Origin of the sequence: Salinivibrio proteolyticus (assembly GCF_001996165.1) — a bacterium.
GTDB lineage: Bacteria > Pseudomonadota > Gammaproteobacteria > Enterobacterales > Vibrionaceae > Salinivibrio > Salinivibrio proteolyticus.
The window spans coordinates 81,537-94,167 of record NZ_MUFP01000010.1; the positions used below are offsets into that span (position 1 = coordinate 81,537).

The window sequence follows — 12,631 nt, forward strand, 5'->3', positions numbered from 1 at the left end:
GATCCTGTCGCCATCGATGACCGTAGACGTATGAGCAAAAGCCATAAATTCGATGAAAGTATCCGCAACCCCTTCTTCAGCCTCGTAGGCCGTCGAATTTTGCTGATCATGATTTTACTCAGCGGCTTTTTCACCGTTTTTACCACGCTTTTGCAAACCTATTGGGATTACGATCAAGCATTCGACAATGTCGAAAGTCGACATTATGAAATCGAAAATATTCATGCCGATTTATTGGCGAGTTCACTGTGGATTTATGATCTGAGTAGTGTGCAAGAGCGTTTAGATGGGTTGGTTAACCTGCCCCATGTGAACTACCTTTCCGTACGCTCAGAGAACTATTTGTTCGAAGCTGGCTCACCTGTTGAAGTGAGCAAACTTGTCAATGAATATCCGCTGGAATATGACGACCCAGACACAGGGCGTACACAGCGTATCGGAACAATTTATGTCGAATCCGACACAAACACTATCTATGCCCACCTGATTCAGCAGTTCTTCCTCACGCTTTTGCTCAACGCGATTAAGACCTTACTGGTGTGTTATCTGATTCTACTAGTATTTCACCACACCGTGAGTCAGCGTGTGTTTCATGTCGCGCAATTCTTGCGCGGTTATAACCCGTTAGATCCAGGGCAAAAGCAGCTTAAGCTTCCGAGAAAGAAATACATCATGGAAAAGGAAGACGAGCTGGATTGGCTCGCCGCGGAAACCAATAAAATTACCGACAACATGTCAACGCTGTATCGCAACATCATGCTAGAGCGAGAGCGCCTTTCTGACTTCACCCATGTATCCTCTGATTGGCTATGGGAAACCGATGCCGACCTCAAACTCACTTTTTGCTCTGACCCGATGCGTCACGCTTTGGGTATCGATGCCAAACACTTCCCGTATTTGCACGACGTGCTCACGACTATTGGCTGTAACCAGTTCATTGGCAATTTGCAGCGCCAGCAAGATTTTGCGATGTGTGAAGAAATCATCCAAATGGATAATGACACCCGCTATTTCGTCTTTCAGGCACTCGCCCACTATGGCGTCGATGGCTTTCGTGGGTTCCGCGGTACTGGTATCGACATTACGGAGCTCAAAAAGACGCAATTTGAGCTAGAGGCATTAAACCAGAACCTCGAAGTCACGGTCGATGAACGCACCCGTGAGCTACAAGAAAGTATGGAGCGACTAAAAGCCGCGCAGGATCAGTTAGTTGAGTCTGAGAAATTAGCCGCGCTAGGGAGCTTGGTGGCTGGCGTTGCACACGAAGTCAATACGCCTTTGGGAATCGCAGTCACCGCCTCATCCGTGGTGAAAGAGATCACCACGACGCTCAACGATGCCTTCAAGGAAAAGACACTGACAAGCACCCAGTTTGCGTCACTGATGAAACAAGTGGATGACAGCATCAGCATGCTCGAGCACAACCTTAATCGCGCGTCTCATTTAATTCGTGACTTCAAGCAAACCGCTGTCGACCAAGTTTCAGAAGCACATACAGAATTTGATGTGAAGAAAACTCTCGATGCACTTATCGCAAGCCTACACCCAGAAACCCGAAAAATTCCAGTAGCGCCAATGGTTAAAGGGGAAGAAAAAATCATCATGCATAGTCTTCCCGGTGTGCTCACTCAAGTTATTTCCAATTTGGTGATGAATAGTATTAATCATGCATTCGACGATACCGACACACCACAAATTCTGATTGAGTTTGAACGCCAAGATGAGCATCTCTATCTATGCTACCAAGATAACGGCTGTGGCGTTCCCGAAGAGTTGCATCAACGCATTTTTGAGCCCTTTTATACCAGCAAACGCGGACGTGGAGGCTCAGGGCTGGGACTGAATTTGGTTTTTAACTTGGTCAAACAAAAGCTACAAGGAGAGTTGCAGTTTGAATCGACACCCGGCGAAGGCGCCAAATTTATGTTTTTAATTCCATTGAACCTCGCCAATATTACGCCTCCACATGCGAGCGAGAGCGATCAACAAACGATAGGTAAGCAATGAGCCAGTTGCAAAAGTTTGAGGAAGGGATTAATAACCCACTATTCAGTGTGGTGGGTCGCCGTATCATCCTCTTAATGGTCCTACTCAGCAGTTTATTTACCATCATGACGACCTTACTGCAGGTTTCATGGGACTATGAAGAGGCGTTCGATAACGTTGATCGTCGCCACTACGAAATTGAAAACGTACATGCCGATTTAATTGCCTCCTCACTGTGGGTATTTGACTTAGTGAGTGCACAGAACCGCCTCGACGGTCTCGTGAACTTGCCTTATATCGACTATTTGTCAATTGAATTTGATGGTGTCGTCCTTGATGCTGGCCAACCTATTAACCAAAACAGCGTGATGAGTAGCACAGAGCTTATGTACTTTCATCCCGATACAGGACGGCGCATTGAGCTGGGTACACTGTTTGTCGAGTCGGACGCTCAAAAAATCTACGATATTTTGTTACGACAATTCGTGATCACGCTTCTACTCAACGGCATAAAAACGCTGATTGTGTGCTCTTTGATTTTGTGGGTATTTCATCAAAGTGTCAGCCAGCGAGTCTTTTCAATTGCCAAACACTTACGCCATTTTGATCCGTTAGCCCCCATTCATCAGCCGCTGGAACTTAAGCATCGCAAGTTCATCATGGAAAAAGATGACGAACTTGACTGGCTGGCCGATGAAACGAATAAAATCACACTACGCATGGCTAACCTATACCAAAATATTGTTTTGGAGCAGGAGCGTCTTGCGGACTTTACCAGCGCGTCATCAGATTGGTTGTGGGAAACCGATGCCGCACAGCGGCTCACGTTTTGCTCAGATGCCATGCAGACAGCGCTTGATATTGATATACACAATACGCCCAAAGTCCGCGATCTTCCTTTACTCGTGAACTGCCACTCGTTACTTGACCATCTTGAAGACTACGAGAACTTCACCATGTGTGAAGAGAAAATATTATTGAATAAGCGTCCTCATTACTTCGTTTTTCAGGGCATTGCTCACTTCAGCGATGAAGGATTTGTCGGTTTTCGCGGCACGGCAATTGATATCACCGAGCTAAAGCAAACCCAGCTTGAATTGCAATTACTGAACCAGAACTTGGAGAAAACCGTCCATGAACGAACTCAAGATTTGGAACAGAGTATGGAGAATCTAAAAGCCGCACAGAACCAATTAGTGGAATCAGAAAAACTGGCCGCTTTGGGGAGCCTCGTCGCCGGTGTCGCGCATGAAGTAAACACCCCACTCGGGATCGCGGTGACTGCCAATTCAGTGATAAAAGAAGCGGTAGCCACACTCAATCATGCCTTCGCGGACCAATCCCTCACCAGTCAACAGTTTGAAGCGGTGATGAAGCAGATCGTCGAAGGCTCTAGCATGCTGGAAAATAACCTCAATCGTGCCGCCGGCTTGATTCGTGATTTCAAACAAACAGCCGTCGATCAAGTCTCGGAAAGCCGCAGTCAGTTTCGTGTCGTGCAGGCGCTAGACGCACTCATGGGAAGTTTGCGCCCTGAAACGAAAAAAGTGCCCGTCGTCCCCATTATTGAAGGCGATGCCAACTTAGAAATGAGTAGCTTACCCGGTGTATTAACCCAAGTCGTCTCAAACTTGGTGATGAATAGTGTGCGGCACGCATTCGAGAGCATCGAAAACCCAGAAATTATAATTAAAGTCAGTGATTTAGGCGACGAAGTACAAGTCGTATACACCGATAATGGTGTAGGTGTGCCGCCTGAACTACATCAGCGAATTTTCGAACCTTTTTACACCAGCAAGCGAGGCAAAGGAGGCTCGGGTCTTGGCCTCAACTTAGTGTTTAATCTGGTTAGACAAAAGCTTCAAGGCAAACTAAGTTTTGACTCAGATATCAACCAAGGCGTGACGGTGGTGCTCACGTTACCGAAGTTCTTACAAGTATCCGCCCCATCGGAAAGTGAAAGCGTTTCACGATAAATCAGGTCTTATTCTCTACATCTGCTTAATAAAGGTACGCGTGATGAAATGGTTACGTCAGTGGCTGGCCGCCGCACCGAGCGATAAGCAAGCACAGCGCTTATTTCAAAGTCTGCTCACTTTGGCGTGGAGCGTGGAATCAAAGGACCCGTATACCGGTGGGCACCTTTGGCGAGTATCGCGTTTTGCTTACACACTGGCGGAGGAGGAAGGCTGGTCAGAGGAAGATCGCGCTGCGGTTACACTTGGAGGCTTTCTACACGACTTAGGTAAAGTCAGTGTGCCCGATGAGATCTTGCGTAAGACAGCTCAACTCACTGATGACGAGTTTGCCGTGATCCAGAACCACCCCAATGAAGGCTTGTATATCCTTGAAGGCCACCCACTCGCCACTATCGTCAGTAACGCCGTTGGACTTCATCATGAACGCATTGATGGTAAAGGTTATCCCAATCAACTTCACGACCACCTTATCCCAGCGGATGCCAAGGTGATTGCCATTTGTGATGCGTTTGATGCAATGACCAGTCAACGCCCCTACCGTAATGCCATGCCCAAAGAAAAAGCCATTGCCATTATTGAAGAGAACCTCGGCACGCAGTTCGATGAAAAGCTGGGCGCGCGCTTCGTTGCGTTAGCCAAGGCCGGTAAACTGGACTCGATCATTGCGCACACCGACGAAGGGATCCCCTTATATCATTGCCCCACATGCGGCCCGACCATTACACGGTATCGCTCTGATAAATCAGGACACCTCCTACACTGCCCCGTTTGTTTGCAGCAAGCGAAACTGGTGAAGAATGACGGCGCTTACACCCTCGCTCCCACCGGGGTTCAGCTTTCACCAGCTAAACAGCGTCGCAAGCCAGATACGGCATTAATTCGTCGGGTGATCCAAGAAACCATCGATACGATCCCTACTCAAGCGCTACTTGCTCGGGCAAATGAACGTCATGTTGATCTGGACACCTGATGCGACCGCTCATTCGCATACTCGTAGAGCGAAGCTTGGTCATTAACGCGATCAAAATAGCTTTAGTGGTGGGGACAATACTCAACATTATCAATCAAAGCGATGCACTGTGGGCCGATGGCTCATTTAGTATCGGCCATGCCCTACTCAACTATCTCGTCCCCTACAGCGTGGCAAGCTATAGCGCGGCAAAGTACCAACTCAACCAGTCAACAAACCCTTCAAATAACACGGACAACGCCCCATAAAAAAGCCAGCATCATGCTGGCTTTCATCCGAAAACAGCGGCCGATTACGCCACGTCAGCCGTCGCTTTTTCTACCGACTGAGAGCCAGTTTCTGGCAAATAACGATAATATTCAGCGTCTTTCGCAGGCGAGAGTGTATGCCCCATCATCATATCTGCCGCCTTTTCAGCTACCATGATCGTCGGCGCATACAAGTTACCATTGGTAATTGCTGGGAAAACAGACGCATCAACGACACGCAGATTTTTCACCCCATGTACATTCAATGATTCATCCACGACTGCCATTTCATCGCTCGCCAAGCCCATTTTGCAGGTACAGCTGGGGTGGTAAGCACTTTCCCCTTCGCGTGCCACAAAATCGAGGATCTCTTCATCGGTTTGCGCATCGCTACCCGGTGATAACTCTTTACCCCGAAGGTGGTCAAACGCAGGTTGCGCAATGATATCTCGCGACACGCGAATCGCTTCCACCCACTCTTTACGCTCTTGTGGCGTTGAGAGATAGTTAAAGAAGATCTCTGGCTTCTCATCTGGGTTAGTGCTGCGAATTTTAACGTAACCGCGCACATCGGTATTCATCGGCCCCACATGCAACTGGAAACCATGTCCTTTGTTGGGTGCCGAACCATCATAGCGAATTGCCAGAGGTAAAAAGTGGAACTGCAAGTTCGGATACGCCACCTCATCATTACCGCGTACAAAGCCGCCCGCCTCAAAGTGGTTGGTCGCGGCAGCACCTTTACGACGGAACAGCCAATCAAAACCGATTTTCGGTTGATTGTGAAACTTAAGCGCGGGATACATGCTGACCGGCTCTTTACATTCATACTGCACGTAAAGCTCAAGGTGGTCTTGCAAGTTTTCACCCACACCCGGCAAATGGTGAACAGGCTTAATCCCTAAGTTTTTCAACATGGTCTCATCACCAATGCCCGATAGCTGCAGCAGCTTCGGTGAGTTGATTGCACCACCACAGCTGATAATCTCGGCGCCATAGGAGGTTTTCTTCCGTCCCCACTTGCGGTATTCCACACCGATAGCCGTTTTGTCTTCAAACAGCACTTTATCGGTTGTCGCACCGGTGATCACAGTAAGATTTTTACGATTCATCACTGGGTGTAGATACGCGCGCGCAGCGCTGTGGCGACGACCGCGATAGATATTTTGGTCGAAAATGCCAAAGCCTTCTTGCTGATAACCGTTCACATCGTCGGTCAATGGATAGCCCGCTTGCTGGGTGGCATTAAAGAAGGCACTAAACAGAGGATTATCGCAGTCAGCTGTACTGATCGCCAGTGGACCATTGTTGCCATGGTAATCATCTTGGCCCTGTAAACGCGTTTCACACTTGCGGAAATACGGCAGACAATGGGCATAATCCCATTTTTTCAATCCGTGCTCGTTGGCCCACTTCTCGTAGTCCATGGCGTTACCACGGATGTAAATCATGCCGTTAATGCTACTACAACCGCCAAGCACTTTGCCACGTGGCTGTGCGATACGGCGATTATGCATGTTCGGCTCAGGCTCGGATTCATATAGCCAGTTATAAGTGCCATCAGTCAGCAAGTATGTCAGTGCGGCGGGCATATGAATGCGAAAATCAAGTCGATAATCAGGACGACCCGCCTCAAGAAGTAGCACCTTGTTATCTGGATTGGCGCTCAAACGGTTCGCCAACACACAGCCTGCTGAACCCGCGCCAATAATGATGTAATCGTAGTTTTGTTGCAGTCCCATAAAACCTCCAGTTTTCCTTCCCGCGCGCAGTGACTTGTTCGCCATCTTGGTGGCGCGGTTATGGGTGAATGTAGTTAGAGGTTTCCTTTTTGAAGTGTTTTTTATTATTTGCTTGATGCTTGTGCATCTATGCATTGTTGTAGCAACCGATAGTGGTGGCTGATCGTTGCCTGCGCCTTAAAAGGCTCTGCGGCAACAATGTGGTGGACGGTCTGCTGCCAGTTTTCCACCGTTTGGCGACGATACTCCGCCGCCTGATAAAGGGCATAATCGTGCGAGCTAAAGCCTTGTTGCAGCGCATGCATCACCCACTCAAAAATTGGGTTGCCTGACATTTCAGCAATCAGCAGGTTTAGCGCCCGATCTAGCTCCCCTAATCGATCAAGATCTGGACTCACACTCGCCGCTTCAGCCGACAAGGCTTCTACGGTTTCCTGCAGTGTTACTTTCTGCGTCTTACTCGCACGACTCATCGCAAGTAAAACCAAGCTTTGGTCGACCGTTTCACGAAACTCCGCCACTTTCTCCGCATTGATATGGCTTTGCTTGAGAAACAGCGCCAGTGATTCACTGATATGATGAACATCCACTTGGCGCACGACAGCACCGCCTTTCTGACCCTTGCGGATTTCAATCAAACCTTTTTGTTTGAGTGCCTGAATCGCCTCACGCACCACACCGCGTCCTGTTCCGAACTGTTGCTGAAGCTCACGCTCACTAGGTAGTTTGTCACCCGGCTTTAGCGCCTCGGACAGAATCGCTGACTCAATTTGTAATGCCACATCTTCACTGGCCCGGCCCATTTGCACCGGATGAAAAAGGCTATTAGTGGATGTCGTCATGATTACCCTTTCTACTTTGGTAGGACCAAACTAACAAAAAAACACAATATTAGTCAAATTAAGAGATTTTTATCATGTATGGTAGGACCAAACTTCCCCTTACTGCTGCAGCAAGGGGAAGATAAAACAGCTATCGGAACGAGCGTCCTTTAAGTGGTAAATGAGTGTGGTTTTTTGGTAAGTCTCGACTCGGTGTGTCGATCTGCKTTTTAACGATACCCAAAGGTTTCAACGCATTCGGCAACATCAAATCTTTACACAACGCATCAATACGCGCTTCGCTGACATCCCACATCGTGAATAGATGCACGTATTGCCTCTGAAAACTATTGTCATTGGGATCTGTGATCGTCTCTTTCGCTAACGAATATTTAGCAATAACTTCATCACTCGGCTGCGAGAAGATCAGTGATAACGATAGTGGAGTGTGCTGCAACCACAGCCCATCAGGCGGGCATTCCTCCTCGGGGCGACCCCGAGAAACTTCACGCCAATAGGCTGCTACCTCCTTTAGCTTATCAACGGCATAATATGCGAGTTCGATGGCATAAAGCGCTTTTTCTCGTTGTTGTTGATAGCTATTGGTGGCGAAGAAGTGCCATAAAATCAATGGTGATAAACCGCTTCGTGATCCCGCGAAGGTAGTATCTGGTGAACCAATATACTCAGGATCGTCTGGCGGCGAGACCATGTATTTTTGTTTGGTCATATACACGCCTGTTGGCCATGGACTACCCGGCCATTTATGACCACTCGCAACCATCGAATGGACCATTGGTAAACTGAAATCAAATGCTGGCATCGCTGCAATATCTGCCTTTGGAATGCGCGTGCCGAGTTCATTCTGAAGGGGCATATCGTGTGGTGACGCCATTTGAATAAACGGCGCATAATTTGCCCCCAGAGCGCCGTCTATATGAACCCAATAGCCACTCCGAATTTCCTCATAGGTTTTACCCGTGTCCGTTTTCACCGTGACTTTTCGTTCGAAAAGTCCGGTCTCTTTGAGTACTTGCTCAAGTTCTGATAAAGCCTTGGGAATGTCATCGTACGCCCCTTTAAATGTGGTACCAAAGTTCAACACAACCAAAATCGGGTGTCCCTTTTGGGCAAAGAAGCGTACGAGTGTAATTAGACTATCAATATCAACAGCCCCAGACCCTACAGGAAGCGCCTCCGTCGGCCCTTGAGATGGGACAGCATCAGGCCAAGGTTCTCCTTCGTTAAGTGGGTTTTGTTCGGGGTATAACCGGCGACCTAAGGTTGCGAACGTATCAATTTTCTCTACTTCCATCGCTTTTACGATGGAGTAATGTGTATCTTCTGAGAAAAATGCGACGGGGTGATACTTAGTCTCGCCAGTGTCTGGGTACACAGAAAAGTATTCACTTTGCTCATCAATACGCGAATTTTTCTGTGCACTCAGTGCTTGTTCAGCCAGTTGGTCGCGTAACAACATTCGTCCTGACAGATAGTCACGTGCATTAAGCATCGCATATAAGTTCCCTTCTGTGCTGCCCATCGTCAGCACATATCCCCAGTAACTTTCATTTTGCTGTGCAGGCGTTACGTGCTCAGTCTGTGGTTGATAACCCAGTGATGGCCATTGCGCTCGCCACAGGCAGGCATAATAATCTAACACCATACGCTCAATATTTTTTGAGTTGAGCGTGAAGTCACCATCGACAAACGGATCCCCAACATTATTGAGGCTCATAGTTAAAAACGGCGCAATGCATGATGGATAGTCGACTTGGCGCCAATTCCCTTGTTCTGAGCCTGACTTCACAGGCGCATAGTCACGGTCGCTTGGCTCTGCCAGCGTAAACCTCGATTCGACTTGATACCCTAAAAATCGATCAGCTTGTTGCGCGCTATAGACATAAAATGTCCTCATTGCTTGATATTGCTCTGTATCCGATAAACCAAGTGGAGGGATCTCAAAGTCTTGACTGCAAAGAGACGTTTGCTGCAACGCAAAGGACTGGTTTCGCTGCTGGTAGACGACAAGAGGATCATGGGTGGGCGCCGACACATAGTCTTTCGCAAAGTCAGGCACCTGTTCGCACCAAGGGCGCTGCGAAGGCCCATAGGGAATATTTGTCTTTTTCATCAGACACTCCATATGAAAAGAAAGTGATATTTGGCCAGCGCAGGCTGACCCTGGGGACAACTAACCAACTTTCTGACTATAGACCGTATTGCTTATTGCCATACAGAGTGTCTTATTTTTTAATCACAAATCACATTACTGACTCAAATATTATTAATTGCCAGAATAGACCATTCGCCACTCACGCTCTCCGGTATGTGGATCCGTTTGCTCTCTGTCAACCACAAAACCGTGACGCAGATAAAAAGCGTAACTGGCCGTGTTTTTCTGATACACAGTGAGGTCGATAGTAGGCTTTTGCAGTTTGGCATGATCGAGCAATTGACTGCCCACACTGGCGCCCTGATGGGCAGGATCGACAAAAATCGCCGCCAGCGTATTACCATGCAATGCATAAAAGCCAAGGATGACCTCTTGATGGGTGCCTACCCATACCTCAGCCATCGGTAAGTAAGACGCACGCATGGCATCACGTTGCTGATGCCAGAACATGAAGTCATGCGCCTGCAGTGAGGCATTTAACCAGATATCTAGAACCGACTCCGTATCGTCCGGTCGCATACGTCGAATGGTTAATCGGTTGGGCGCCGTCATTGGCATACTGTTCCCTTTTTATTGCTCGGAGAGTAACGCAGGCTGCACCACCAAGTTTCGCACACCGTGTGCATTATGCTCTTCAAATACGTTCGCCTGACACCAGCGCTGAATACTCGCAATGTTAACCTTTTTGACCTTCGGGCGGACCCGCCAGGTTACTTGGTAAGGCGATCCTTTCTCGTTGTAGGTCGGGCCGGTCGTTGAGCCGAGATAGCTCACCGCCTGACCGCTATCTTCGGGCAGGTGAATCGCTTGATAGCGCCCTTTGCGCTGACCAACCGCCGTCAGGCGCGTGAAATCAGCAGCACTGTCATCATTCACCGCCACGAGCACTTGTGCCTCAACCCGCAACTGCGGATTCACCGTTGCATCACTCAAGCACGCGCCCAGCGTCGGACCCGGCGCGACAGACGCCGTGCTATACACATAGTGAAGTTCCAAGGTGTCGCCAACCTGCACATTTTGATGCTCACTGGCACACACGGGCTGGTGATATTCTTCGCGCTCAGCATCGGTTAATTGTCCCGTATAGAGGTAACCCGACTGATAACCCTGTCCGTCTCCGATCCCAGCATATCGAGTAAATTCGCCACCTTTGTGTTCTGCATTTTTATGAAAATGAATATTACATAGATTCATTTGCGCTGCGGCAGGTGCGTACTGAAAACGTTGTGGATTAGTACCTGAGATTTGATCGATATCGCGAGGTGACTGAGGGCCAAATCCCTTACCTAACGTCGCTTGACTAAGGGCTTGATGCTGGTTAGCAAGTAATGCTTCATCATTGCTCGCAGTCGCGAAAACGGAGGGGGTAAGCAGCAAGCTAAGAGAAGCCGCTAATAATGAACGTGATGTCTTCATGATTCCTTTCTATCTGTGAGTCAAAAACTTGCGAGTCTAGTCCTGTTACTCGCAAGTATATTGATCTCAGCCGTAGCCCGTTGATAAACCACACAACGCGACCCGTTTTTTGGAATCTTTATCACTATTTACTTACGACAAATCAGTCAGTTGCTTGTCGGAATGAGAATTTAACCCGCTCAGTGCCCGGCTCAGTCCGCAAGCTTTTTAGTCATAAAGTGCAGAGAATGGTTGAGGGGATAATCATCTAACGTCATCTGGCACTGATAGCCATGCTTTTCATAAAAAGGTTTGGCTTGAAAACTAAAGGTATCGACAAAGGCCATCTTACAACCTACCTCTTTGCCGTACTCTTCCAAATTGCTCAATAGATGACTACCAACATGGCGTTGACGAAAGGCGTCATCCACCCAAAGGTATTTAATCAACAGCCATTGCCCCCAAGTGTTAGCTATAATTCCACCAACTCGCTCATCATGGTCATTAAAGGCATAACCAGCTAACGACCCTTCTGGGATCCCGGCAAGAAACGGGTGATTACTTTGCTTTAACCCTTGGCGAATGGCGGTAATATCATCATCACTCGGGTTAGCATCCATACGATATTTCATGTGTTTACGTATCCATACTGATTAACACAGAAACGAGTATGCCTTGGGTGGCATGGACAATCTGTGTCCATGCGCACTTTATCGGTTCTTACTCCGCATTGATTGGCTTGGCCGCCACCGAACACTGGGTTGTTACCGTTAGCTTTGGCCAATGGGTTAGCCATTGCTTGTTATCAATTCGCTGCTGGAATACCGACCAAGGGCGAGCTGGATTATGGCTGAGTTTCAGTTCAAACAAAGACTGTACACCGAATGCGGCGATCACTTCACAACGCTGATTCATATCAAGGCGAACCGCAATGGCCGTTTCCTTTTCAGGCCAAAAACGCATCGCATCCAGTGTGCTCGCATACGGCCGATCTTGATGCTTTTCATGCATTCTTGCTTGATTGCGCACCTGCCAAGTCATCTCAGGCATGGTCTTTTGCAACAAGGCTTCAAGGTATTGCTCGCGCTCAATGCTGGTATCAGAGGGATCAAAGTAGATCACATCAATATCATTAAGCGCACTCGGCGGGTACTTGTGGCATGCATCCCAGACCAAGTTACGAACAAACCCGGCGGCGATATAGCACTGGGGTAAATTGAGGGACTGAACACATCGTAACGCACGCATCCTCACAGGATCTGCCTCAATCAAATCAATTAAGGCGCGACGATATGTCTTCTGGCATAAAAAGAA

The 12,631-nt window shown here is 48.2% G+C and carries 11 protein-coding genes; 4 read left to right on the forward strand and 7 right to left on the reverse strand.

The annotated features are described in order from the left end of the window. The first annotated feature begins 30 nt into the window (after nt 1–30). Genes BZJ19_RS09445 through nrtS form a run of 4 tightly spaced genes read left to right on the forward strand, consistent with a single transcriptional unit; the run spans nt 31 to nt 5,183 of the window. Entirely contained in the window at nt 31–2,007 is a 1,977-nt protein-coding gene (locus BZJ19_RS09445) for a sensor histidine kinase (RefSeq protein WP_077675441.1), read from the forward strand. Beyond that, nucleotides 2,004–3,962, forward strand: coding sequence for a PAS domain-containing sensor histidine kinase (locus BZJ19_RS09450; RefSeq protein ID WP_077675442.1), 1,959 nt, complete (start codon nt 2,004–2,006; stop codon nt 3,960–3,962). Before BZJ19_RS09445 ends, BZJ19_RS09450 begins: the two co-directional genes overlap by 4 nt. Before the next feature lie 43 nt (nt 3,963–4,005). Then, complete coding sequence (locus BZJ19_RS09455; protein WP_077675443.1) at nt 4,006–4,935, forward strand: HD-GYP domain-containing protein; 930 nt, start codon at nt 4,006–4,008, stop codon at nt 4,933–4,935. Further along, the gene (gene nrtS / locus BZJ19_RS09460; RefSeq protein ID WP_077675444.1) at nt 4,935–5,183 is read left to right on the forward strand and encodes a nitrate/nitrite transporter NrtS; all 249 of its coding nucleotides are present in this window, start codon (nt 4,935–4,937) and stop codon (nt 5,181–5,183) included. The genes BZJ19_RS09455 and nrtS overlap by 1 nt, the downstream gene beginning before the upstream one ends. A 44-nt stretch (nt 5,184–5,227) precedes the next feature. Here nrtS and betA read toward each other — a convergent pair whose 3' ends face one another. The 7 genes from betA to BZJ19_RS09495 all read right to left on the reverse strand — a co-directional run bounded on the left by betA (nt 5,228) and on the right by BZJ19_RS09495 (nt 12,565). Then, nucleotides 5,228–6,925 (reverse strand): choline dehydrogenase, encoded by a 1,698-nt coding sequence (betA, locus tag BZJ19_RS09465; RefSeq protein ID WP_077675445.1) that lies wholly within the window; start codon nt 6,923–6,925, stop codon nt 5,228–5,230. A gap of 104 nt (nt 6,926–7,029) precedes the next feature. After that, on the reverse strand, nt 7,030–7,767 hold the full coding sequence (locus BZJ19_RS09470; protein WP_077675446.1) for a FadR/GntR family transcriptional regulator: 738 nt from the start codon (nt 7,765–7,767) through the stop codon (nt 7,030–7,032). A gap of 130 nt (nt 7,768–7,897) precedes the next feature. Next, nucleotides 7,898–9,880, reverse strand: a complete 1,983-nt coding sequence (locus BZJ19_RS09475) for a PLP-dependent aminotransferase family protein (protein ID WP_077675447.1) — start codon at nt 9,878–9,880, stop codon at nt 7,898–7,900. 153 nt (nt 9,881–10,033) lie between these two features. Next, a complete protein-coding gene (locus BZJ19_RS09480) occupies nt 10,034–10,474 on the reverse strand; it encodes a GNAT family N-acetyltransferase (protein WP_077675448.1) in 441 nt (146 codons plus the stop codon). 18 nt (nt 10,475–10,492) lie between these two features. After that, nucleotides 10,493–11,338, reverse strand: coding sequence for a delta-class carbonic anhydrase (locus BZJ19_RS09485; protein ID WP_077675449.1), 846 nt, complete (start codon nt 11,336–11,338; stop codon nt 10,493–10,495). A 191-nt stretch (nt 11,339–11,529) separates the two neighbouring features. Beyond that, on the reverse strand, nt 11,530–11,949 hold the full coding sequence (locus tag BZJ19_RS09490; protein WP_069587065.1) for a GNAT family N-acetyltransferase: 420 nt from the start codon (nt 11,947–11,949) through the stop codon (nt 11,530–11,532). Nucleotides 11,950–12,037: 88 nt separating this feature from the next. Then, nucleotides 12,038–12,565, reverse strand: a complete 528-nt coding sequence (locus tag BZJ19_RS09495) for a nucleotidyltransferase family protein (protein ID WP_232112011.1) — start codon at nt 12,563–12,565, stop codon at nt 12,038–12,040. Between the last annotated feature and the right edge of the window lie 66 nt (nt 12,566–12,631).

Bases quoted from the DNA above. Each gene is read 5' to 3' on its own strand.
- BZJ19_RS09445 (WP_077675441.1), top strand. From the start codon at position 31: ATGAGCAAAAGCCATAAATTCGATGAAAGTATCCGCAACCCCTTCTTC.
- BZJ19_RS09450 (WP_077675442.1), top strand. From the start codon at position 2,004: ATGAGCCAGTTGCAAAAGTTTGAGGAAGGGATTAATAACCCACTATTC.
- BZJ19_RS09455 (WP_077675443.1), top strand. From the start codon at position 4,006: ATGAAATGGTTACGTCAGTGGCTGGCCGCCGCACCGAGCGATAAGCAA.
- nrtS (WP_077675444.1), top strand. From the start codon at position 4,935: ATGCGACCGCTCATTCGCATACTCGTAGAGCGAAGCTTGGTCATTAAC.
- betA (WP_077675445.1), bottom strand. From the start codon at position 6,925: ATGGGACTGCAACAAAACTACGATTACATCATTATTGGCGCGGGTTCA.
- BZJ19_RS09470 (WP_077675446.1), bottom strand. From the start codon at position 7,767: ATGACGACATCCACTAATAGCCTTTTTCATCCGGTGCAAATGGGCCGG.
- BZJ19_RS09480 (WP_077675448.1), bottom strand. From the start codon at position 10,474: ATGACGGCGCCCAACCGATTAACCATTCGACGTATGCGACCGGACGAT.
- BZJ19_RS09485 (WP_077675449.1), bottom strand. From the start codon at position 11,338: ATGAAGACATCACGTTCATTATTAGCGGCTTCTCTTAGCTTGCTGCTT.
- BZJ19_RS09490 (WP_069587065.1), bottom strand. From the start codon at position 11,949: ATGAAATATCGTATGGATGCTAACCCGAGTGATGATGATATTACCGCC.
- BZJ19_RS09495 (WP_232112011.1), bottom strand. From the start codon at position 12,565: ATGCGTGCGTTACGATGTGTTCAGTCCCTCAATTTACCCCAGTGCTAT.